Source organism: Allosphingosinicella sp. (genome assembly GCF_059502505.1).
On record NZ_JCACEU010000014.1, the window covers coordinates 41684 to 64024 of the forward strand.

Annotated in this window: 23 protein-coding genes and 1 tRNA gene; 15 read left to right on the plus strand and 9 right to left on the minus strand. The window is 67.4% G+C overall.

Annotated elements, in window-relative coordinates; genetic code table 11:
- Window positions 1–7 precede the first annotated feature (7 nt).
- The 4 genes from secF to AC5JBD_RS02295 all read right to left on the minus strand — a co-directional run bounded on the left by secF (window position 8) and on the right by AC5JBD_RS02295 (window position 3545).
- Window positions 8–979 (minus strand): protein translocase subunit SecF, encoded by a 972-nt coding sequence (secF, locus tag AC5JBD_RS02280; RefSeq protein WP_495720143.1) that lies wholly within the window; start codon window positions 977–979, stop codon window positions 8–10.
- Between the two features lie 21 nt (window positions 980–1000).
- Complete coding sequence (secD, locus tag AC5JBD_RS02285) at window positions 1001–2596, minus strand: protein translocase subunit SecD (RefSeq protein WP_495720144.1); 1596 nt, start codon at window positions 2594–2596, stop codon at window positions 1001–1003.
- Window positions 2596–2931 (minus strand): preprotein translocase subunit YajC, encoded by a 336-nt coding sequence (gene yajC / locus AC5JBD_RS02290; protein WP_495720145.1) that lies wholly within the window; start codon window positions 2929–2931, stop codon window positions 2596–2598. Before yajC ends, secD begins: the two co-directional genes overlap by 1 nt.
- A gap of 140 nt (window positions 2932–3071) precedes the next feature.
- Entirely contained in the window at window positions 3072–3545 is a 474-nt protein-coding gene (locus tag AC5JBD_RS02295; protein ID WP_495720146.1) for a PaaI family thioesterase, read from the minus strand.
- Between the two features lie 130 nt (window positions 3546–3675).
- Between AC5JBD_RS02295 and AC5JBD_RS02300 the strand changes: the two genes are divergently transcribed.
- Window positions 3676–3752 (plus strand) — tRNA-Pro (locus AC5JBD_RS02300).
- A gap of 54 nt (window positions 3753–3806) precedes the next feature.
- On the opposite strand, the gene AC5JBD_RS02305 is transcribed toward AC5JBD_RS02300, so the two are convergent.
- Complete coding sequence (locus AC5JBD_RS02305; RefSeq protein ID WP_495720147.1) at window positions 3807–4094, minus strand: hypothetical protein; 288 nt, start codon at window positions 4092–4094, stop codon at window positions 3807–3809.
- Between the two features lie 224 nt (window positions 4095–4318).
- On the opposite strand from AC5JBD_RS02305, the gene AC5JBD_RS02310 reads away from it, so the two are divergent.
- On the plus strand, window positions 4319–4483 hold the full coding sequence (locus AC5JBD_RS02310) for a hypothetical protein (RefSeq protein ID WP_495720148.1): 165 nt from the start codon (window positions 4319–4321) through the stop codon (window positions 4481–4483).
- Here AC5JBD_RS02310 and AC5JBD_RS02315 read toward each other — a convergent pair.
- On the minus strand, window positions 4470–7097 hold the full coding sequence (locus tag AC5JBD_RS02315; RefSeq protein ID WP_495720149.1) for a DUF2339 domain-containing protein: 2628 nt from the start codon (window positions 7095–7097) through the stop codon (window positions 4470–4472). The genes AC5JBD_RS02310 and AC5JBD_RS02315 overlap by 14 nt on opposite strands.
- A gap of 123 nt (window positions 7098–7220) precedes the next feature.
- Between AC5JBD_RS02315 and AC5JBD_RS02320 the strand changes: the two genes are divergently transcribed.
- The 10 genes from AC5JBD_RS02320 to metH all read left to right on the plus strand — a co-directional run bounded on the left by AC5JBD_RS02320 (window position 7221) and on the right by metH (window position 15920).
- The gene (locus tag AC5JBD_RS02320) at window positions 7221–7760 is read left to right on the plus strand and encodes a glycoside hydrolase family 108 protein (RefSeq protein ID WP_495720150.1); all 540 of its coding nucleotides are present in this window, start codon (window positions 7221–7223) and stop codon (window positions 7758–7760) included.
- A 44-nt stretch (window positions 7761–7804) separates the two neighbouring features.
- On the plus strand, window positions 7805–8218 hold the full coding sequence (locus tag AC5JBD_RS02325; protein ID WP_495720151.1) for a holin family protein: 414 nt from the start codon (window positions 7805–7807) through the stop codon (window positions 8216–8218).
- 151 nt (window positions 8219–8369) lie between these two features.
- On the plus strand, window positions 8370–8678 hold the full coding sequence (locus tag AC5JBD_RS02330; protein ID WP_495720152.1) for an ArsR/SmtB family transcription factor: 309 nt from the start codon (window positions 8370–8372) through the stop codon (window positions 8676–8678).
- A complete protein-coding gene (locus AC5JBD_RS02335; RefSeq protein ID WP_495720153.1) occupies window positions 8675–9223 on the plus strand; it encodes an SRPBCC family protein in 549 nt (182 codons plus the stop codon). The genes AC5JBD_RS02330 and AC5JBD_RS02335 overlap by 4 nt, the downstream gene beginning before the upstream one ends.
- A 34-nt stretch (window positions 9224–9257) precedes the next feature.
- Window positions 9258–10013, plus strand: coding sequence for a DUF899 domain-containing protein (locus AC5JBD_RS02340; protein WP_495720154.1), 756 nt, complete (start codon window positions 9258–9260; stop codon window positions 10011–10013).
- A gap of 16 nt (window positions 10014–10029) precedes the next feature.
- Entirely contained in the window at window positions 10030–10269 is a 240-nt protein-coding gene (locus tag AC5JBD_RS02345; RefSeq protein WP_495720155.1) for a hypothetical protein, read from the plus strand.
- Window positions 10270–10335: 66 nt separating this feature from the next.
- Window positions 10336–11274 (plus strand): ArsR/SmtB family transcription factor, encoded by a 939-nt coding sequence (locus AC5JBD_RS02350; RefSeq protein WP_495720156.1) that lies wholly within the window; start codon window positions 10336–10338, stop codon window positions 11272–11274.
- A complete protein-coding gene (gene metF / locus AC5JBD_RS02355; protein ID WP_495720157.1) occupies window positions 11271–12197 on the plus strand; it encodes a methylenetetrahydrofolate reductase in 927 nt (308 codons plus the stop codon). Before AC5JBD_RS02350 ends, metF begins: the two co-directional genes overlap by 4 nt.
- Complete coding sequence (locus AC5JBD_RS02360) at window positions 12172–13224, plus strand: homocysteine S-methyltransferase family protein (RefSeq protein ID WP_495720158.1); 1053 nt, start codon at window positions 12172–12174, stop codon at window positions 13222–13224. The genes metF and AC5JBD_RS02360 overlap by 26 nt, the downstream gene beginning before the upstream one ends.
- Before the next feature lie 47 nt (window positions 13225–13271).
- Window positions 13272–15920 carry a methionine synthase gene (metH, locus tag AC5JBD_RS02365; RefSeq protein WP_495721168.1) on the plus strand — a complete coding sequence of 883 codons (2649 nt, stop codon included), beginning with the start codon at window positions 13272–13274 and terminating at the stop codon, window positions 15918–15920.
- Here the strand turns inward: metH and AC5JBD_RS02370 are convergent, their stop codons facing one another.
- Entirely contained in the window at window positions 15921–16355 is a 435-nt protein-coding gene (locus AC5JBD_RS02370) for a thermonuclease family protein (protein WP_495720159.1), read from the minus strand.
- 178 nt (window positions 16356–16533) lie between these two features.
- Here AC5JBD_RS02370 and AC5JBD_RS02375 point away from each other — a divergent pair, with 178 nt between their 5' ends.
- Entirely contained in the window at window positions 16534–16857 is a 324-nt protein-coding gene (locus tag AC5JBD_RS02375) for a hypothetical protein (protein WP_495720160.1), read from the plus strand.
- Window positions 16858–16968: 111 nt separating this feature from the next.
- Here AC5JBD_RS02375 and AC5JBD_RS02380 read toward each other — a convergent pair whose 3' ends face one another.
- Window positions 16969–17364: an addiction module antidote protein gene (locus AC5JBD_RS02380; protein WP_495720161.1), complete on the minus strand. Its 396-nt coding sequence runs from the start codon at window positions 17362–17364 to the stop codon at window positions 16969–16971.
- A gap of 80 nt (window positions 17365–17444) precedes the next feature.
- Entirely contained in the window at window positions 17445–18104 is a 660-nt protein-coding gene (locus AC5JBD_RS02385) for a peptidylprolyl isomerase (RefSeq protein WP_495720162.1), read from the minus strand.
- A gap of 135 nt (window positions 18105–18239) precedes the next feature.
- Here AC5JBD_RS02385 and AC5JBD_RS02390 point away from each other — a divergent pair, with 135 nt between their 5' ends.
- Both AC5JBD_RS02390 and AC5JBD_RS02395 read left to right on the plus strand, forming a co-directional pair.
- Window positions 18240–19865 (plus strand): hypothetical protein, encoded by a 1626-nt coding sequence (locus AC5JBD_RS02390; RefSeq protein WP_495720163.1) that lies wholly within the window; start codon window positions 18240–18242, stop codon window positions 19863–19865.
- 159 nt (window positions 19866–20024) lie between these two features.
- Window positions 20025–22307 (plus strand): putative bifunctional diguanylate cyclase/phosphodiesterase, encoded by a 2283-nt coding sequence (locus tag AC5JBD_RS02395; RefSeq protein ID WP_495720164.1) that lies wholly within the window; start codon window positions 20025–20027, stop codon window positions 22305–22307.
- Window positions 22308–22341 lie beyond the last annotated feature (34 nt).

Here is a 22341-nt window from a genome sequence, read left to right on the forward strand (position 1 = left end):
GCCACCCCTAGCGGGTGTAGCCCTCTTGATGCTCGACGCGCTCGGCCGAGCCGGACAGAGCGGTCTTCGGCAGGAAGCTGTTGGAATCGACCTTCAGCCAGATGAGGAAAGGCGCGGCGATATAGATGGTGGAATAGGTGCCGACGACGACGCTGATCAGCAAAGCGGTGGTGAAGCTCTGGATCACGTCCGGCCCGAGCAGCATCAAGGATCCCAGCGCCAGCAGCATCGCGAAGTTGGTCGCCACCGTGCGCGACAGCGTCTCGTTCATCGTCAGGTTGAGCAGCGGCACGATCTCCATCTTGCGGAACTTGCGGAGATTCTCGCGCACGCGGTCGTAGATGACGATCGTATCGTTGAGCGAATAGCCGATCAGCGTGAGCAGCGCCGCGATGACGTTGAGGTCGAACTCCATCTGCGTCAGTGAGAAGAAGCCCAATGTCAGGCTGACGTCGTGGAACAGGGAGAAGAGGCCGCCGACGCCGAACTGCCATTCGAAGCGGATCCAGATGTAAATGGCGATGCCGATCGCCGCGAGCAGCAGCGCCAGCGCACCGTCGCGGATGAGCTCTTCCGACACCTTACCCGAGACGGTCTCCACCGCATCGATGCGGGCACCGGGATATTGCTGGACCAGCGACTGCCGCACCTTCGACGCGGCGGCATTGGCGCCAGCTTCGCCACCCTCGGGCAAGGGCAGTCGTATCGCGACCTCGCGGGGAGATCCGAATTCCTGGATGCTCGGGTCGCCGAGGCCGAGGCCGCCGACGCGCTCACGCAGCTCGTCGACAGAGACGGGCTGGCTGAAGGTGACGCGGATCAACTGACCGCCGGCGAAATCCACGCCGAAATTGAGGCCCCGCGTTGCCAGCAGCGCGTAGGAAGCCAGGATCAGCAGCACCGAGACGATGATCGCGATCGTCCGCCAGCGCAGGAAATCGAGATTGGTGTTGTCGGGAACGAGCTTCAGCAGGCGCATGGCGCTTTCCTAGATGGATTCTTAAATGACCAGGGCCGTCGGACGGCGGCGCCCCAGCCAGAGCGACACGAACATGCGCGTGACGGTGACGGCCGTGAACACGGACGTCGCGATGCCGATCAGCATGACCACGGCGAAGCCGCGCACTGGGCCCGAACCGAAGTAATAAAGCAGCGCGCCGGCAATCACGTTGGTGATGTTGGCGTCGAAGATGGCGGTCTGCGCTTCCTTGTAGCCGTGCTCGAGCGCCTGGACGATCGAGCGGCCACGCCTGAATTCCTCGCGGATCCGCTCGTTGATGATCACGTTGGCGTCGACGGCGGCGCCGATCGTCAGCACGAAGCCGGCGATGCCGGGCAGGGTCAGCGACGCGTTGAAGATCGCCATGATGCCGAGGATCAGCACCACGTTCAGGATGAGCGCGATGTCGGCATAGACGCCGAACCGGCCATAGGTCGCGACCATGAAGATCAGGATCGCAACGCTGCCGACGATGCCGGCCAGCACGCCGAGCCGGATCGAATCCCGGCCGAGATCCGGCCCCACCGTGCGTTCCTCGATCACCGACAAGGCAACCGGCAACTTGCCCGAGCGCAGCTGGATGGCGAGGTCGTTCGCGCTCTCGACAGTGAAGGTGCCCGCGATCTGCGCCTGGCCGCCGAGGATCGGCTCGTTGATGTTCGGCGCCGTGATGACGACGTCGTCCAGGATGATCGCGAACGGCCGGTTGACGTTCTCCTGCGTCGCTTTGGCGAAGCGGCGCCCGCCCGCGCTGTCGAAGCGGATGTTGACGACCGGCTCGTTGGTGGTCTGGTCGAAGCCCTGAGTGGCGTCGACGAGTTGCTCGCCGGAGACGAGCACCCGACGGTTGACGGCGATGCGCGGCACGCCGCCGGGATTGTCGGGATAAGGGAGGAACTGGCTGCCGACCGGCGCCCGCTCGGCATTGGGATCGGCGGTGACGTCGACCAGCTTGAACTCCAGCCGCGCGGTCTTGCCGAGCAAAGCCTTGAGTCCCTCAGGGTCCTGGAGGCCCGGCACCTGGACGAGGATGCGCCGCTCGCCCTGGCGAACGACGGTGACTTCGCGGGTGCCGTCGGGATCGACGCGGTTGTAGACGACCTCGCGGGCCGTGTTCATGGCATTGTCGAGCGCCGCGGCGATCCCGGCGGCGCTCGGCTCCATCACGACGCGGCTGGTGTCGACCACGTTGACCGACCAGTTGCGCTGGCCGGCAAGGCCCACCGGCAGCGTCTGATTGTAGGCGATCTCACGCGCGGCATCGACCTGCGCAGGGTTACGGACGAGGAAGCTCAGCCGGCCGCCGGCGGTCGAGATCTCGCCGATCTCGATGCGCGGGCTGGCGCGACGGAGCTCGGTGCGGATGATCTCCTCCATCTGCTCGAGCTGCTGGCCGGCGACATCGCGCGTGTCGCCTTCGAGCAGCAGATAGGAGCCGCCGGCGAGATCGAGGCCGAGATTGATCTGCGCGGAGGGCAGGAAGCCCGGCCATTTCGCGACCTGCTCCTTGGGAACGAAGCTCGGGACCGCGAACAGGATCCCGACGATCAGCATGAGGGTGACCCCCCAGACCTTCCAGCGCGGAAAATCGAGCATCAGTCGTTCGCCGGTTTCACGCCATGCGGCCGGACCTCGCTGAGCGTGCCCTTCAACGCCTTCACCTTGACGTTCGGCGCCAGCTCGACCTCGACCTCGGTTTCATCGACCTTGGTCACCTTGCCGACCAGACCGCCGCCGGTCACCACCATGTCGTTCTTCTTGACCGCGCCGATCATCGCCTGGTGCTGCTTCATCCGGCGCTGCTGCGGGCGGATCAGCAGGAAGTAGAAGATCACGAAGATCAGCAGCAGCGGGAAGATCGAGACGAAGAAGCCGGCTGCTCCTCCGGAAGCGGCTCCGCCGGTGGCGGCGTAGGCGGGTGATGCGAACATTCGATGACTTACCTGACAAAAGGCGGCCGCGGTCGAGGGGCCTGCCCGGGAAGCGGGCGCGACTAACATGGGGCCCTTCCCCACGCAAGTTAAGGGGAAGGGACCGGCGCTCCATACCGGCCATCAAAAGGTGTGGTGGACTAGCGCGCCGGCAAGATGATCAGCGTCGAAGTCCCATGGGCGAGCAGCTTGCCGTCCTCGGACAGCAGCCGCGCGTCCGCGGTGGCGATCTGGCGCCCCTGCGAGAGCACCCGCCCCTCGCAGCGCACGAGACCGTCGTCCGGGCGGATTGCCCGCGTCATGTTCGCCTTGGTCTCGACCGTGGTGTAGCCGACGCCCGCCGGCAGCCGCGTGTGCAACGCGCAGCCGGTGGCGCTGTCGATCAGGGTCAGCGCCCAGCCGCCATGGACGCTGCCGAGCGGATTGAGGAGATGCGGACCGGGCCGTCCCTCGAACACGGCGGTGCCATCGCCGGCCTCGACCAGCAGGAAACCCAATGTCTTCGCGATCGGCGGCGCTGGAAAGCGGCCGGCGATCATCGCGTCCAGCATTTCGCGGCCTGTCAGGCCTGCCATGTCGCCGGGCTCGACGACGCCATATGTCCGCTCGCCCATCATGCCTCCACTCAGTTGCTTTTCGCAACTAAGCTTCAGCGGACCCTCGGGTCAAGACGGTTGCCTTGGCTGCGGCGTGCGCCTAGATGCGCCCTCTCGCCCGCGGCTTGGCTGCGGGCGGCCTCTTGGTCGGGGCGTAGCGCAGCCTGGTAGCGCATCACACTGGGGGTGTGGGGGTCGCTGGTTCGAATCCAGTCGCCCCGACCATTCGCTTTCCTGCCGGCAACGGTCGGCGTCACGCCGGCGCCATTTCCTCGATCGTCACTGGGGCGCGTCGGCAGCGCCTACCAGCGGTGCGCGGATGGTTTCCATGACCACCTCCACGACCGGATCCATGCCGGAATGTTGCAGCATCCGCAGGGTGTTGATCGTGTTCAGCGCCGGCCCGACGAACTCGAAATTGCAATCGCTGATCTCGTTCCCGCCGAGCAGGAACGGCAGTCCGCCGCCGTAGATCAGCTTGCAGTTCCGGAAATTGCAGCCGACGAACTCGCGGCCGTCCAGCCGCACCTCCTGATCCGCAAAGATGCGGCCCGTGATCCGTTCCATGATCGCCTTTCAATCGCAGGGTTCGGTGCGCGAACTGAGGCGGGAAGCGCGGCGTGTCAATTCGCGCGTCCGCCCATCTCGCCCGCCGGCTCCTTCCAGCTGCGAAGCGCCCGCCGCCTTCGCCATTGGTCGATGGCGGTGTCGCCTTTGTCGCACGGCCGGTGATTTCCCACCGCCCCTGGGGCTTTCTGCGCCCGAGACACCAACCTGGACAAAGGCGCAACGTGAGCTTCCATCTCGATACCGACAGCCGCGCCGAGGCCGTGCGGGCCCGCGACGAAGCCGATGCCGCGCTGAAGCGCGCCCGCTTCATCCTGGAGCGCTGCCGCTTCCTGCTCGCGGCCGGACCGGGTGCCTCAGCGCGCCCCCCGGAGGTCAGGAAGCACTGACGGCGGCGGCGCGCGCCTTGGGCGCAAGGATCTTGCCGTAGAGCTTGCCGATCCCGATCAGCGCGACGCCGAGGCCGAGGAAGGAGAGGATGCGCAGCACGCCCTCCAGCTCCGAGGCATCGACCAGGAACACCTTGAGAATGGTGGCGGTGAGCAATGCCAGGCCCGCCACTCGCAGCGCCCGGTCGGGCAGCTTCACGCCGGCGACCAGCAGCCCGATCGACAGCAGCAGCCCGGCCAGCGAATAGCCGTAGGATTCGCCGATCGGCACACCCGGCCCGCTGAGGACGCTGCCCTGGAAGAGCTGCCGGACGAGCAGCGCCGTGCCGACGATCAGCGCGGCGAGGAAGAGGGCTAGCCAGATCCCCTGCTGCTGGACCGCGGCGGCTCGGCGGCGGGCGAGGTAGAGCCAGATCGCCGCGGCGCCATAAGCCGGCAACAGCAGGTTGAGCAGAGGCAGGCTGCCGACGCGCTGTTCGATGAAGGCGGGATTGTGGATGGCGAGGTCGAACCAGGCGAAGCGCGCGGCGGCGAGGCCGGTCAGGGCCGTTCCGACAGCGGCGAGCACCTTTGCGTCCAGCCGGGCGAACAGCCGGCGGTCCGTGCCGGCAAACCATCCCAGGCCGAACAGGAGCTGGGTGAGAATCATCCGCTCGGCGAATCCCCGGCTCACGAAATCTTCTCCCGAGCCCAGCGCGAACACCTGCTTGTAGAAGATGTAGCCGCCGCCGAGCGCCAGCACCGCCGCCGGCACGAGCAGGATCGGCCGCAGCTTCGGCTGCGAGGCCGGCAGGAGATAGCGGACCAGCATCAGCAGGACGGCCGGAAGCAGGAGCAGCTGCAGCGCATCGATCGGCCCCGGCAGCCGCGTGACGAGAGGCGGCGAGCCGAACAGCGATGCCTGCAGCTCGATCCAGAGCGGGCTGAGCCGCACCCAGGCACTGAGCGCCGCCAGCAGCGCCACCGCGACGGCGAGGAACGAGAGCCCGCGATCGTCGAGCCGTCGAGCCGCGAGGGCAACGGCGACTCCCGCGACTAGCCACCCAGCCGGTTCCAAACCGCCCGGCAGCCAGTCCCCGGCAGCGACGAGCAGCAGCAGCGCCGACGTTGATCCGGCGACAAGAAGCGGCCAGTCCACCATCTCGGCGCGGGCATGAGCCCGCTGCAGCCAGACGAGCGCGGCCGGCCCCGCCGCCAGCGCCGCCATCAATCCGCCCCACAGGCCGATCGGCATCAACTGCGGCTCGGCGAGACGCATGATCAGCGCCGGACCGGCTGTCGCGGCGCCAGCGATCGCGGTCCAGAGCAACCGGTCGTGCCCCCGAACCGCGAATGCATAGCCGAAGGCGCCGAACAGCAAGGTGATGCCAGCGGCGATGGTCGGCATCTGCGCGTCGTCCGGTCCGAAAGCCTTCCCCGCCAGCAGGACGAGCGCGAGCATCAGCGCCAGCGCCGGCAGCGGACGGTTCTCGGTCCTCAGCCCCGCCAGCACCAGGCTGCCGAGCGACAGGGCGCCGAACAGGATCCAGGCGGGCAGGCCGAGGTCGAGGCGCGCGACCAGCGCGGCGAGCTGCACCAGCCCGATCGCAGCCGGGAAGATCAGCCTCAGGTGCCGCCCGGTGCCGGGGCTGACCAGCGACCCCGCTATGCCCATCGCGACGATGAACACCCCCGCGGCAAGCGCGTCGTTGGGCTCCCCGAACAGCAGATAGCCGGTCCAGAGGAAGCTCAGCAGCACCGCGCTCGCCGCCAGCCAGGTCCAGCCGCGGCGATAGGCGAGCGCGAACAGGGCCGCGTTCAGCAAGGCGAGGTAGGCGATCAGCGGCACCGCGCTGCTGTCGGGATCGCCGACCAGCAAGGGCGTCACGAAGCCACCGGCCAGGCCCATCACCGCCGTCGGCGCGCCGTGGCGGAGCGCGAGGACCAAAGCTGCCGCCGTGATCAGCGCCATCAGCGCCGAGGCGGTGCCGAGCGAGATCAAAGCGTGGAGATAGAGCGATCCGTAAGTGGCGGCGTAGAGGACGAAGATGCCGGCGCCGACCAGGGCCTGCGCGATCCGCGGGTCATCGGCCAGGTCGCTCCGGCGCCGCGCCGCCTCGCCCGCACCGACCAGCAGCAGGCCGAAGATCGCCGCCATACCCATCCGCACCCGCGGTCCGACGAGCCCCGTCTCGATCGAGTAGCGGACCAGGAAGACGCCGGCGACGGCGAGCGCGATCCCGCCGATCCAGATCAGCAGCCGCCCGCCGACCAGCCGCTCGAAAAGAGTAGCGAAGGTGTCGTCCGCGGCCTCCGGCTCCGCTTCGGGGATCGGCCCGGTTTCGGCCGCGACCTCCTCGCCGCTCGGTGCAGGCGCGGCATCTGCATGACTGGACCTGAAGGTGACGTAACGGGCGGCGTCTCGCGGCGGAGGCGCGGCCGGCGCGACGGGTGGACGGGCGGCTTCAGACGGCGTCCACACGGGCGGCTGTGCGGCCAGCGGCTGTTCGCTGGCGCGGCGCCGGAGCGCGTCGACCTCTGCTTCGAGCGTATCCACCCGCGCCTCCAGCCGCCTCAGCGGCGCGATCGCGAACAGGAGCCCGGCAAGGAGGATGAGAACGACAGCGAACTCCATATCCCAAGGCTAAACTGCGCCGCCGCCCCTGTCATGCCGCAAAAATTGCGGCGCCACCGGTAAAGGCTATTTCCTACAGATAACCGGTTTGGTTATCTAGTGGCGCCTCGAAGGAGACGTGACATGGATGTGGACGAGCTGATCGACGACGTGATCGGCCGCGAGGGCGGCTATTCCAACCATCCCGCCGATCGCGGCGGGCCGACTCGCTGGGGCATCACCGAAGCCGTCGCCCGCGCGCACGGCTTCGCCGGCGACATGCGCGCTTTTCCGCGCGAGGAGGCGGTCGCCGTCTATCGCCGCCTCTACTGGCTGCGCCCGGGTTTCGACCGGGTTGCGGAGCACGCGCCGCTCGTCGCCGCCGAACTGTTCGACACCGGCGTCAATATGGGTCCCGAAGTCGCCGCCGGCTTCCTCCAGCGGGCGCTCAACGCGCTCAACCGCGGCGCCAGCGACTATGGCGACATCGCCATCGACCGCCGCATCGGCAACGCGACAATCGCGGCGCTCCGCGGCTTCATCGCCCGGCGCGGCGCCGGCGGCGAAGCCGTGCTCCTCAAGGCGATCGAGGCGCTCCAGGGCGAGCGCTACCTCCGCCTCGCCGAGCAGCGCCCGGCCAACGAGGCCTTCCTCTACGGCTGGCTCGCCAACCGCCTCGGCTGATTTTCCTCTTCTCGTTTCAACTTTGCCAACTTCGGAGAAGCGACATGGCACTCATCGAAGCCGTCATCGGCCCCATCGCCAAGCTGCTCGACAAGATCATCCCCGATCCCGAAGCGCGCGACCGCGCCAAGCTCGAGCTGATCAAGGTCCAGGGCAGCCAGGAGATGCTGGCGCTCGAGACCCAGATGAAGGCAATCGTCGCCGAGGCGAACAGCCAGGATCCCTGGACCAGCCGCGCCCGTCCCAGCTTCCTCTACGTCATGTATGTGCTGCTGCTCTGGTCGATCCCGATGGGCCTGATCGCGGCGGTGAACCCCGGCATGGCCCAAGGCATCGCCCGCGGCATGAACGCCTACCTGGCCGGCATCCCCGAGGAACTCTACGCCCTCTTCGGCACCGGCTACCTCGGCTACACCGCCGCCCGCGCCTGGGGAAAAGCAAAGGGCGTGGAGAAGTAACGCGTCCCCTCATTCGCGTCACCCCGGCGAAGGCCGGGGTCTCAGCGGGTGAAAGGCTCGTGCTCGAAGCTCGCCGAGATCCCGGCCTGCGCCGGGATGACACCCGTATTTCATTGTTGACTTAATTAAGTCATAACTTAATATCTCCTTCATGGACAGATTCGCAGCCCTTTCCGATCCGACGCGCCGGCACATCGTCGAGATGCTCGGCGCCGGCGAGCAGGCAGCCGGGGCGATCGGCGCCCACTTTCCGGTGAGCGCGCCCGCCGTCTCCCAGCATCTGAAGACACTCCGCGACGCCGGCCTCGTCCGCGTCCGCGTGGACGGGCAGCGCCGGCTCTACAGCCTCGATCCCGACGGCTTCGCGGAGATGGAGGCCTGGTTCGAGAAGATGCGCCGCTTCTGGAGCGGCCGCCTCGATGCGCTGGAGCGCGAACTCAAGAAGGAGGACGAGAAATGACGACGGCCACGGCGGAACATGGCGTGATCACCGAAGCCGGCGCGATCCGCTTCGAACGGCTGCTCCCCGGCCCGATCGAACGGGTGTGGGAATATCTGGTGGATCCGGAGAAGCGCCGCACCTGGCTTGCCGACGGGCCGATGGACGTCCGCCCCGGCGGCGAATTCGAATATGTCTGGCGCAATTCCGAGCTCACCGAGCATGACGATCCCGCGCCCGAAAAATATGCCGGTCATGCCGAGCACCGAATGAAGGGCCACGTCGTCGAAGCCGATCCGCCGCGCCGCCTCGTCCACACGTTCGACGAATATGGCACGACGCCGAACGAAGTGACGCTCGAGCTGGCGGAGCGGGGCGACAAGGTCCTGCTGACCCTCACTCACCGCCGTCTGTCCGGCCGTGCCGGGATGCTCAGCGTCGGCGCCGGCTGGCACACGCATCTCGACATCCTCCAGGCCCGCCTGGAAGGCCGCGACCCGCCGCCTTTCTGGAAGACGCACGAGGGGATCGAGCAGGACTATGAGCGCCGCATCCCGGCCGAATGAGACCCAGATCCTCGCCATCCGGAGGTTGGAAACCATGAGCAGAACATTTGAAAACGCGCCGCCCGTCGTATCGCGGCAGGAGTGGCAGGACGCGTGGGAGCGGCTGCTGGTCAAGGAGAAGACACAGACCCGCGCCCGTGATGCCTTGGCGGCCGAGCGGCGGCGGATGCCGTGGCTGGCGGTCGAGAAGGACTATGTTTTCCAAGGCCCTGAGCGCCAGGCGAGCCTGCTCGATCTGTTCGACGGCCGCCGCCAGCTGATCGTCTACCGTGCCTTCTTCGAGCCAGGCGTGTTCGGCTGGCCCGACCAGGCCTGCCGCGGCTGCTCGATGGTGGCGGACCAGGTCGCCCATCTCGCCCACCTCAATGCCCGCGATACGACCCTCGTCTTCGTCTCGCGCGCGCCGCAGTCGGACATTGCGCGTCTCAAGGCGCGGATGGGCTGGGAGATGCCCTGGTACACCGTAACGGACGAGTTCGATGCCGACTTCGACGTCGACGAGTGGCACGGCACCAATGCGTTCATTCGCGACGGCGCCCAAGTGTTTCGGACTTACTTCGTCAACAATCGCGGCGACGAGGCGATGGGCAGCACCTGGAGCTACCTCGACATCACTGCGCTCGGCCGACAGGAGGTATGGGAGGACTCGCCCGAAGGCTATCCTCAGACCCCGACCTACAAATGGTGGAACTGGCACGACAGCTATGTCGACGGCGCCGCGCCCGACAGGAAATGGGTCGAGGTGTCGGACGCCGGAGAGGCCGCGTTCCGCGACCGCGCCGACGCGTAGCCGCAGGAGGGAAAGCATGACCGAGCTTCGTACCGGCCTGGCCGACTGGCTCGGCCTTGCCGCAGCGCCGACCTTTGCCCTGCTCGCGCTGCTCACGGCGCTGGGCGGCCCGCCCGACATGCTCTGCTCGCCCGCGCACGAGGCGTCGCCGCTGCACGGAATGGCACTGATGTACCTGCTGATGAGTGCATTCCATTCGGCGGCGTGGCTGAAGCTGATCTCCAGCCGTCGAAACGGCGCTCATCCCGCCGAATAGGCAGCGCTAACACTTTGCCGAGAATGCTTGACCATCATATAAAGATATCTTTATATCCTTATCTCGATGGTCAACGCACCCGCCATGTTCCAGTCGCTCGCCGATCCGACGCGGCTGCGCATCCTCGCCCTTCTCAGGGCGATGGAGTTGTCGGTCGGCGAACTGGCGCAGGTGCTCGGCCAGAGCCAGCCCCGCGTGTCGCGCCACGTCAAGATCCTGATCGACGCCGGCCTCGCCGAGCGGCGCAAGGAAGGAAGCTGGGTGTTCCTCAGCCTCTGCGCCGAGCGGGCCCAGCCGCTCTTCACCCTTCTCGACGCCTGGGGCTGCGCCGGCGGAGAGGCGGACATGGCGCGGCTCGCCGCCGTCCAGGCCGACCGTGCCGCCGCCGCTGAGCGCTATTTCGCCAGCCACGCCGCCGACTGGGACGAGCTGCGCTCGCTCCACATCGCCGAGAGCGAGGTCGAGGCCGCCGTCGCCCGCGCGCTCGGCGACAAACCGGTCGGCGAGCTGATCGACATCGGCACCGGCACCGGCCGCATGCTCGAACTGTTCGGCCGCGCCGCCCGCCGCGCCCTCGGCGTCGACCGCTCGCCCGAGATGCTGCGCCTCGCCCGCGTCAAGCTCGCCCAGGCCGGTATCCAGTCGGCCGAGCTTCGCCAGGGCGACATGTACGCCCTGCCGATCGCCAGCGGCTCCGCCGACACGGTGATCCTCCACCAGGTGCTCCACTACGCTCAGCAGCCCGCCGCCGCGGTCGCCGAGGCCGCACGCCTGCTCGCGCCGGGCGGCCGCCTGCTGATCGTCGACTTCGCGCCGCACGACCATGAGGAGCTGCGCATCCGCGACGCCCATGCCCGCCTGGGTTTCGCCGACGAGGCCGTCTGCAAGTGGATGGAGGAAGCCGCGCTCGAAGCGCGCGTCGTCGACCGTCTCGAAGGCGGCGATCTCACCGTCACCATCTGGCTCGGCGAACGCACCGAAGCCCGCCTGAAAGTCGTCGCATGAGCCCCATTTCCGCCATCTCAGGCAAGCCCCTGTTCGAGGATGTCGCCGGCGACATCGACGTCAGCTTCGAATTCTTCCCGCCCAAGACGGAGAAGATGGAGGAGACGCTCTGGGAGTCGATCAAGACGCTGGAGCCGCTCGGCCCCCGCTTCGTCTCGGTCACCTACGGCGCCGGCGGCTCGACCCGCGAGCGCACCCACGCGACCGTCGAGCGCATCCAGCGCGAGACCAGCCTCGACGCCGCTGCCCACCTCACCTGCGTCGGCGCGAGCAAGGCCGAGATCGACGAGATCGCGCGCGACTATTGGAATATCGGCATCCGCCACATCGTCGCTCTGCGCGGCGATCCGCCGGTGCCGGGCGAGCCCTACCAGCCGCACCCGCAAGGCTATGCCAATGCCGAGGAGCTGGTCCGCGGCCTCAAGGCCGTGGCACCCTTCCAGATCTCGGTCGCGGCCTATCCCGAATGCCATCCGAATTCGGCCAACAAGGCGGCCGACCTCGACAATCTCTGGCGCAAGATCGACGCCGGCGCCGACCGGGCGATCACCCAATTCTTCTTCTCGCCCGACTGCTTCTTCCGCTTCCGCGACACCGCCGCGGCAATGGGCATCGACGCCGAGATCGTGCCGGGCATCCTTCCGGTCTCGAACGTCGCCCAGACGCGCAAATTCGCGGCGATGTGCGGCGCCGCCATCCCCACTTGGATGGATCGCCTGTTCGAGGGCCTCGACAACCTCCCCGCCGCGCGCCAGCTCGTCGCCGCCACCGTCGCGGCCGAGCTCTGCGGCCAGCTTTATGCCGGCGGCGTCCGCCACTTCCATTTCTACACCCTCAACCGGGCGGAGCTCGCTTATGCGATCTGCCACCTGCTGGGCCTGAGGCCGAAGGAAAGCCATGTCGAACACCGCCTCACAGCTTAGGGCCGCCGCGGCCGAGCGCATCCTGATCAAGGACGGCGCCTACGGGACGCAGATCCAGGCGCAGAAGCTCGTCGAAGCCGACTATCGCGGCGGCTTCGACCTGTCGCGCGACCAGAAGGGCAATAATGACCTCCTGAGCCTCACCCGGCCGGACGTGGTCGGCTCGATCGCCGACCGCTTCGCCGCGGCGGGCGCCGAGCTGCTCGCCACCAACAGCTTCAACGCCAACCGCATCAGCCAGGCCGATTACGGCGCCGAGCATCTCGTCCGCGAGATCAACGCCGCCGCCGCCCGCATCATCGCCGAGACGGCGCGCAAGTTCGAGGCGCAGGACGGCCGCCGCCGCTTCGTGGTCGGCGCGCTCGGGCCGACCAACAAGACGCTGTCGCTGTCGCCCAACGTCAACGATCCCGGCTTTCGCGAGATCGACTTCGACTTCCTCTCCGACGTCTATGTCGAGCAGATCGAAGGCCTGGTCGAAGGCGGCGCCGAGATCGTCCTGATTGAGACCGTGTTCGACACGCTGAACGCCAAGGCCGCGATCCACGCCGCCAAGGTCGTCGAGCAGAAGATCGGCCGCGAGCTGCCGATCATGCTGTCAATGACGATCACTGACCTCTCAGGGCGCAACCTCTCCGGCCACTGCATCGAGGCCTTCTGGGCCTCGGTCCGCCACGCGCGGCCGCTTTCGATCGGCCTCAATTGCTCGTTCGGCGCCGCCCAGTTGCGCTCGCATGTCGCGACGCTCTCCAACATCGCAGACACGTTGATCATGGCGTATCCCAATGCCGGCCTGCCCAACGATCTGGGCGAATATGACGAGTGCCCGCACACCACCTCGACCCAGGTGCGCGACTGGGCCGAGCAGGGCATCGTCAACATCGTCGGCGGCTGCTGCGGCACCACGCCCGAGCATATCCGCGCCATTGCGGAGCAGGTGAAGAACTATCCGGCGCGCCAGCTTCCCTCAGAGCGCAGCCGCCGCACTGTCCTCGCGGGCATTGCGCCGATGGTGCTCGCCGCCTGATCCGGCTGACGTTTCGACTTCGAAGGTATTCTTGAGTGTCTGTTTCGATTGCCACTGCCCGACGTGACGTTCCCGCGCCCGCTCCTGCGCAAGAGGCCGGAGCCGCCAGTTCTACCTTCGTCAATATCGGCGAGCGGACCAATGTTACCGGGTCGGCGGCGTTCAAGAAGCTGATCATGGCCGGCGACTATGCCGCCGCGGTCGAGGTCGCGCGCCAGCAGGTCGAGAACGGCGCGCAGATCATCGACATCAACATGGACGAAGGCCTGCTCGACGCCGAGTTCGCCATGACCACCTTCCTGAAGCTGATCGCGGCCGAGCCGGATATCGCCCGCGTCCCCTTCATGATCGACAGCTCCAAGTGGAGCGTGATCGAGGCCGGCCTCAAATGCGTATCGGGCAAGCCGATCGTCAATTCGATCAGCATGAAGGAAGGCGAGGAGGAGTTCCTCGCCTACGGCCGCAAGGTGCGCGACTATGGCGCCGCTGTCGTCGTGATGGCGTTCGACGAAGTCGGCCAGGCCGACACCAAGGAGCGCAAGGTCGAGATCTGCGAGCGCGCCTATAATCTCCTCGTCGAGGACGGCTTCCCGCCCGAGGACATCATCTTCGATCCCAATATCTTCGCCGTCGCAACCGGCATCGACGAGCACCGCCGCTACGCCCTCGACTTCATCGAGGCGGCCCGCGAGATCCGGGCGCGCTGCCCCCACGCGCATATCTCCGGCGGCCTCTCGAATTTGTCCTTCTCGTTCCGCGGCAACGAGCCGGTGCGCCGCGCCATGCACTCGGTCTTCCTCTACCACGCCATTCCGGCGGGCCTCGACATGGCGATCGTCAATGCCGGCCAGCTCGACGTCTACGACCAGATCGATCCGGAGCTGCGCGAGGCCTGCGAGGACGTGATCCTCGACCGCCGCGATGACGCGACCGAGCGGCTGGTGACGCTGGCCGAGCGCTACCGCGGGTCCGATCCGGTGCGGGAGAAAGCCGAGGCCGAATGGCGCGGCTGGCCGGTGGCGAAGCGCCTCGAGCACGCTCTCGTGAAAGGCATCGACGCCTATGTCGTCGAGGATGCCGAGGAAGCGCGCCAGTCGGCAGAGCGCCCGATCCACGTCATCGAAGGCCCGCTGATGGACGGCATGAACGTCGTCGGCGACCTGTTCGGCTCCGGCAAGATGTTCCTGCCGCAGGTGGTGAAGTCCGCCCGCGTGATGAAGAAGGCCGTCGCCCACCTCATCCCCTTCATTGAGGCGGAGAAGGAGAAGCTCGGCGCCACCGCGGGCAAGGGCCGGATCGTCATGGCGACCGTCAAAGGCGACGTCCACGATATCGGCAAGAACATCGTCGGCGTGGTCCTGCAGTGCAACGGCTTCGAGGTGATCGACCTCGGCGTGATGGTCCCGTGGCAGGAGATCCTGAAGGCCGCCAACGAGAATGGCGCCCACATGATCGGCCTCTCCGGCCTGATCACACCCTCCCTCGACGAGATGGTGACCGTCGCGTCCGAGATGCAGCGCGAGGGCCTCAGCCTGCCGCTGCTGATCGGCGGCGCCACCACCAGCAAGGTCCACACCGCGCTTCGCATCGACCCGGCCTATGAAGGGCCGGTGATCCACGTCCTCGACGCCAGCCGCGCCGTCGGCGTCGCCTCGTCGCTCGTCTCGGACACGCAGCGCGACCCGCTCGTTCAGACCACCCTCTCCGATTACGAGAAGATCCGCGTCGCCCGCGCCAACAAGGGCCAGAACGACCTCGCCACGATCGAGGAGGCACGTGCCAACGCCTTCCCCTACGATCCCGCGGGCAAGGCGCCCGCCCCGCTCCGCCCCGGCGTTCACAGCTACGGCGAATGGGAGCTCCGCGATCTCCGCGCTCAGATCGACTGGACCCCCTTCTTCCGCGCCTGGGAGCTGGCCGGCAATTATCCCGCCATTCTGGATGATGAAGTGGTCGGCGAAAGTGCGACCGCCCTCTTCAACGATGCTCAGGCAATGCTCGACCGCATCATCGCCGAGCATTGGCTGACGCCGCGCGGCACGGTCGGCCTCTGGCGCTGCAAGCGCGAGGGGGACGATGTGCTGGTGCTCGCCGGCAACGACTGGACCCGCCTCCCGATGCTCCGCCAGCAGGTCAAGAAGCGCGAAGGCCGGGCGAACATGTGCCTTGCCGACTTCATCGATCCCGACGGCGAGGACTGGATCGGCGGCTTCGCGGTCGGCATCCACGGCCTCGAGCCGCACCTCGCGCGCTTCAAGGCCGAGAATGACGATTATTCCGACATCCTCCTGAAAGCGCTGTCCGATCGCCTCGCCGAGGCATTTGCCGAGCGCCTGCACGCCCATGTCCGCGAGAATGTCTGGGGCTATGCCGGCACCGAGCACCTCACCAACCAGGATTTGATCCGCGAAAGCTACACCGGCATCCGCCCCGCGCCCGGCTATCCCGCCTGTCCTGACCACAGCCTGAAGCCGGTCCTGTTCGACATGCTTGGCGGAAGTCCGGCCGGCGTCACCCTCACCGACAATTTCGCGATGCTGCCGACCTCGGCCGTCTCAGGCTTCTATTTCGGCCACCGCGACAGTCAGTATTTCGGCGTCGCCCGGATCGACCGCGACCAGCTCGAAGATTATGCGTCCCGCCGCGGCGTCAGCCTCGAGCAGGCCGAGCGCTGGCTCAGGCCGAACCTGGATTGATCAGGCGCACCAGGGCTCGCGCCTGCCGGTCCAGGTGCGTGCCAGCCCTTCGGCGACGAGTCGGTCACCCAGCGAGCGGCCGGCCCGCGTCACGACGCGGAGCTTGCGTCCATATTGGTCCTCGTCCCGGCTGATCCGCTCGAGCTCGAACGGGCCCGCCAGCAGCAGCGCCTGCATCCGCTGCGTCGCCCGAGCGGCGAGCGCGGTCTCCGACGGGCAGCGGCCACGCACTTCCGGCGTGTCGATGTCGGCGATGCGAATGGTCTCCCCATTATAGCGGAAGGTGTCGCCGTCGATGATGCTGACGCTGGCCAGCCCGGCACTCGGCACCTGCGCGGAGACACCGCCGGACATGCCGGCATAAGCGAGCCCCGACAGGATGCCGCCAAGCAGCATCAGCCGCATCTCGCCAGCGGAAATGGATCTTGAGAACATCCGGGAAAGCTAGCGAGTCGCCGCTAACGCTTTGCAAAGATCAGGTCCGTTTCGGACGGAAACTCAGGATAAACCGGCGATGAACCGCAGGTAATCTGCGGTTCATGCAACGGGGATCAGTCTCCGCTCGTTGAGGCCCCAGCGCCCAGCGCGGGCGTGATGACCAGGAGAGTGTGTGATGCGTATTCTCGTTCTCGCCGCCACGATTGCAGCGACGGCGCTCCCGGCCTCAATGGCCTCCGCCCAATATTATGGCGGCCGCAGCGACTATCGCGAATATCAGCGCGACGTCCGCCAGGCACAACGCGAGTGCCGCCGTGACCTTCGCCGCGCCGACAGCCGCCGCGAATATCGTCGTGAGCGCCGCGACTGCCGCCAGGACCTGCGCGAGGCCCGCCGCGAATATCGCCGCGATCTGCGCGACAACCGCTATGGCTATGGTCGCGGCTATAACGACAACCGCCGCTATTGGGACGGTTATCGCTGGCGCTACCGCTACTGAGGCCGCTTCCAGGGCAGGACGGCGACTGGCATCGCGCTGGTCGCCGCCCGCCGCAGGCTCCTCGATGAGACCGCCCGCACGAAGGGCTGGTTACGGTCAGTCGCGGCCTTCTCAGTCGAGCACCGCGCTCAGCACCCGCATCGACAGGAACAAGCGCTCGCGCTCGTCCGCCGGCAGAAGATCCGCGAGCAATCGGTCGAAAGCGGGCTGGTCCTGCTCAGCCGCAAGTCCGAGCATCTCCGCGACCAGGGCCTCGTCATGGCTGAGGCAGGCGCAGCAGGGCGGTGCCACTGCGAACGGATCAGGCCAGGCGCAGGCGATCTCGGCCAGCAGCATCTCGACATGAGCGGCCGCCCGCGCGGAGCCGAGTCGGCTCTTCAGCGCCTGCGAGGGCTCGCGTCCCAGCCGATGCGCCACCACCCAGTTTCGAACGGCGCCCACCAGCCGTGCCTGCGGCGGCGCAAGGCTTGAGAGCCGGGGCAAGGCGGCAATTCGTTCGGCAAGCATTCGGTCTCTCCTTGTGGAGCGATCTTATTGAGAGCAATTCGCATTAGCAACAGAGTTTCTGTGCCTACAGGGGATGGCTCCTAATCCACCCGCTTCGCCTGAGGGATCGGAATCGGCTCCTCCAGCATCTGACCCCGCATCGCGCCGCGTCCGGCATTCTGCACGGTCGGCGCCGCCAGGATCCGGCGAACCACGTCCATCCCCTCCACCACCCGGCCGAAGGCGGCGTAGCCCGGCTTGCCCTCCTTCGCGTCCATCGCGGGCATGGCCGCCGTGAGGATGAAGAAGTCTCCCATCGCCCCGGCACCCTCGTCGGCTCGCGCCATCGAGATCGTGCCCGCCTCGTGCCTCAGCCCTGTGGTGGAGGTCGGCTCATGTGCGATCGGCGGCAGCATCAGCCGGTAGTTGCGCCGGATCCCGCCCTGGATGAAACCGCGTTCCGGTGCGCCCTTCGTCGGCGCCACGCGGTAGAAGGTGGTGCCGTCAAACCGCCCCTCGTCCACATAAGCGAGGAAGTTGGCCGCCGTGATCGGCGCCCGCTTGGCGTCGAGCTCCACCACGATCGGCCCCGCCCCCGTCTCCAGCCGCACCCGCACCGTATCGGGAAGCGGCGTCGGTGCAGGGGCCGGCGCTTTGGCAGTCGCCTCGAGCTTCGTGTCGCCGGACGGCTGTTGCCGTGACGTCTGCTCGCCGCAGCCGGCAAGCAGGCAAAGAAGCGATAGCGGGACGAAGCGGGTCACGCCTCCCATTAACCGGAAAAGACCTTGCGGCGTAGCCGTCCCATGCTGGAACCCGCATGCCGGGCCATGGGAATGGCGCTTGCCGACCCTTAACCCGGGATGGTTAGGTGCCGCGCCAGCCATTCGAGAGCCGCGTTGGACGACATCAGCACGCATAAGACCGCCGGTGCGGGCGCCGTAGCCGAGCGGACGCGCCAACTGCGGTGGCCGGCGCTGCTGGCGCTGGGCTGCGCAGCCGTCATTGCCGGTTACCGCCTGCTCGTGGCGCTCCGGCCTAGCCTCGGCGATGCCGCGCTCTTCTTCTATTTCGGCCGGCGGATGAACGAGGGAGCCACTCTCTACGTCGACATCTGGGACCTGAAGCCGCCGGTCATATTCCTGGTCAACGCCGTCGCCGCACGGTTCGGCGACCCGTTCATGGCGATCGCCTTCGTGGAGACAATCACTCTGCTGGCAGGCGCTGCCCTCCTGGCAAGGGCACTCTATTCCATCGGCGCGTGGCACCCGTCGATCGCTGCCGCGCTGATCTTCTACGCGCTGCTCGTGAGCTTCAACTCGGTCGCGGAAGGAGCGAATTACACCGAGATCTACGTGATCCCGTTCGCGACTCTGTCGGTCCTGCTGTTCGTCCAGGCGCTCGAGCGGCAAGGCCGAAGCGGCCTCCGTTTCGCCGGCGCCGGCGCCGCGGCTTGCCTCGCAGCCTCCGCCAAGCTGCCCGGCCTCTCGCCCCTGCTGGCGGAGCTCGCCTTCCTGGCCGCGATGCTGCTCGTGCCGGGGCGCCGCACCGCTGCTGCCGCCGCGATCGCCTGGTGCTTGGCCGGCTTCCTCGCCTGCCTTGCCGCCATTTTAGCGCTCGGAGCGCTGTTCACGGACCTGCGGCTGCTGATCGACGGCAGCCTGCTCCACCCGATCAATTATGCCCGGCAGCCGGTCGCCGGGTCCGGCCACAACCTGGCCGATCAGGCGCTCGTTTTGTCCGCGCTCGCCATGCCCCTGCTGTCCACACTTCTGGCGGCAATGGTAGCCGCTATTGCCTTCGCCGGAGCCGCCCGCTCCCAACTCGGTGGAGACCTCGTGATCCCGCGACTCCGCCTGCAGCAATATTGCGGCCTCTTCGCCCTCTGGGCCTTCGCCGATCTCGCCGGCGCGCTCGGCACCGGCCGCAATTACGGCCACTATTTCCTGCCGCTTGCCGCCAGCGACGCCGCCGCTTCGGCCGCCTTGCTCAGCTGGGCGCGCCTGAAGGCGCCGCGCGCGGCGCTCCTGCTGCTCGCTCTGTTCGGCGCCAGCCTCTGCCTGCCTGCCTTCAACGCCGCGCGGACGGCGCGCTGGACCATTCAGCTGCGGCCGCCCGGTGCCGAAGCGGCCGTGCCGGAGATCCAGCGGCCGATCCTCGCGGCCTTGCGTGCCCGTGCGGGGCCGGGCGACACCCTTGCCGTCTGGGACAATATGCACGCCTTGTACCTGCAAAGCGGGCTGCGTAACGCGACGCCGCACCTCGCGCTGCTGAACGGCGCCGATTCCGACTATGCCGCGAGAACCAAGGCGCCGGCCATTCTCGATCACCTGCGCCGCTGTCCCGCCACGTTCATCGTGATGCCGACAGCGCCGCAAAGCTTCTCCCCCGCCGCCGCCAGCTTCGACGAGCAGATCCGGATGCTCCTCGTCCGGTCCTACGAGCCCGTTCCACTCCCCGCCGGCGGCTCCTATGAGCTACATCAGCGGCGGGATGAGGCCGGTCCGGGCTGCGCTCGGGGCTAAGCTCGCCCCCTTCGAGAAGGTCAATTCTTTCGGCCTCTTAACTAAGCATCAAGCCTCTCTCATTAGTGACGATCCGTCTCGACCAGCAGGCATTGGATGCTGATGTACCACGCACCCGTTTCCCCAGATGCGTCATCCCAGGAGGCTCCGCTGGCCGAAATGGCTGAGGAGGACATCTCCTACGAGGACGGCAATCACCGCCTTCGCGAGGCCCATCTCCAGAACGGTCAGGCGGAAGTCACGGCCCTCTTCGCGCCCTATCTCGCCGTTTCGGGCATCGGGACGGCCCTGCTCGCCGCCTGGGCGATGTACGGCCATACCCGCGTCGAATTCATCATCGGCTGGCTGGCCGTGGTCGGCTTCGCTCACTGGGTCACCTATCGCAGGGCGATCGAGGCGGGTTCCGCCGCCGGCAGCCGCTCCGCCCGCAAGCGCCCCGAATGGCTGCCGATCATCGAGGCGGTGGGGCTCGCGTCGATCTGGTCCGCGCTGCCCGCTTATGCGTTCGCGACCACTCCGCCCGAGGCGCAGGTCGTGGTCGGCGGCGCGATGGGCGCGATGATCGTCGCCGCCATCGCCATGGCCGCCTTCCCGCGCGCCGCGCTCGCCTGGATCGGCACCCACACCGCCGCGCTCTGCGTCGCCTGCTTCTTCGGCAGCCCGACCGTGGATCTGAAGCTCGCCGCGACCATCGTCGGCGTTGGCGCGATCACCATTTTCGGCGTCGCCCGCCTCACCGGCTGGACCTACGCCCAGCTCCTCGCCGTCGCCAAGATCCGCACCCAGAGCGAGAGTGTCCGCCTGCTGCTCAGGGAATATGAGCATCGCGGCGTCGGCTGGCTGTGGCAGGTCGATAGCGAGAATCGCGTCGTCTACATCTCCTCCCGCATGACCGCCCTGCTCGGCCGCTCGACCAGCCAGCTGATCGGCCACTCGCTGCCGGCCTCACTCGGCGGCAACAGTGCGCTCGGCCGCACTCTGCTCGCCCGCCAGCCCTTCGCCAATCTCGAGATGGAGCTGCGCACCCGCCGCGGCACCCGCTGGATCAGCCTCGCCGGCGACCCTATCATCGACATGGCCGGCTCCTTCCAGGGTTTCCGGGGTGTCGGCTCCGACATCACCGAAGTCCGCAAGACCCAGGAGCGCCTGACCAATCTCGCCAACATGGACGTGCTGTCCGGTCTTCCGAACCGAGGCCGCGTCCGGCAACTGCTCGGCGAGGCGCTGTCGACCGCGCAGGCCACCAATGTGCCCTGCGCGATCATGTTCCTGGATCTCGACGGCTTCAAGCCGGTCAACGACACGTTCGGCCACCCCAAGGGCGACGCCGTCCTCAAGTCGGTGGCGCAGCGTCTGGTCAAGGAAGTGGGCGATGCCGGCCATGTCGGCCGCATGGGCGGCGACGAGTTCGCGATCGTCATCAAGGACGCGCAGGGCCGCAAGACGGTCGAGAATCTCGCCAACCGCCTGATCGAGTCGGTCGCCAAGCCCTATCATATCGACAAGGTCGAGATCCGCATCGGCACCTCGATCGGCTGCGCCTTCGGCCCGATCGATGGCCAGACCGTCGACGACCTCATCCAGAAGGCCGACATGGCCCTCTACCAGGCCAAAAATGAAGGTCGCGGCACCTGCTGCTATTTCAACGACGACATGCGCTCGGTCGCCGAGCACCGCATGCGACTCGAGCAGGACCTGGCGAACGCGATCACCAACGGCGAGCTTCGCCTGCTCTACCAGCCGCTGATCGGCGCAGCGGACCAGCAACTGGTCGGCTTCGAGGCCCTGATCCGCTGGCACCACCCGACCCGCGGCGTCGTCTCGCCGGTCGAGTTCATCCCGCTCGCCGAAGAGACCGGCCTCATCATGCATCTCGGCGACTGGGTGATCGAGGAGGCCTGCCGCGCCGCCTCGACCTGGCCCGAGAATATCACGGTCGCGATCAACATCTCCGCACGCCAGCTCGTGCTCCCGGCGCTCCCGGCGACCGTCAACGCCGCCTTGTCGCGCTACCGCGTCCAGGCCAACCGCCTCGAGCTCGAAGTAACCGAGACCGTGTTCCTCGAGGACACGGCCGGCTCGCTCGACGTGCTGAAGCGCCTCCGCGCCCTCGGCGTCGGCATCGCGCTCGACGATTTCGGCACCGGCTATTCCTCGCTCGGCTATTTGAACAAGGCGGTCTTCCACAAGCTGAAGATCGACGGCTCGTTCGTCCGCGAGGCTGCGCAGAACAAGGAGACGGTGGCGATCATCCAGTCGATCGTCCAGCTCGCCAAGAGCTTCCGCATGACCGTGACGGCCGAAGGCGTCGAGACCGCCGACGACTTCACCCGCATGCGCGACCTCGGCTGCCACCAGATCCAGGGCTACCTCTTCGGCCGCCCCATGACCTACGAACGCGCCAGCGAACTCGTCCACGGCGCCAACCGCAAGATCGCCTGAACCGACATCGTCATCCCGGCGAAAGCCGGGATCT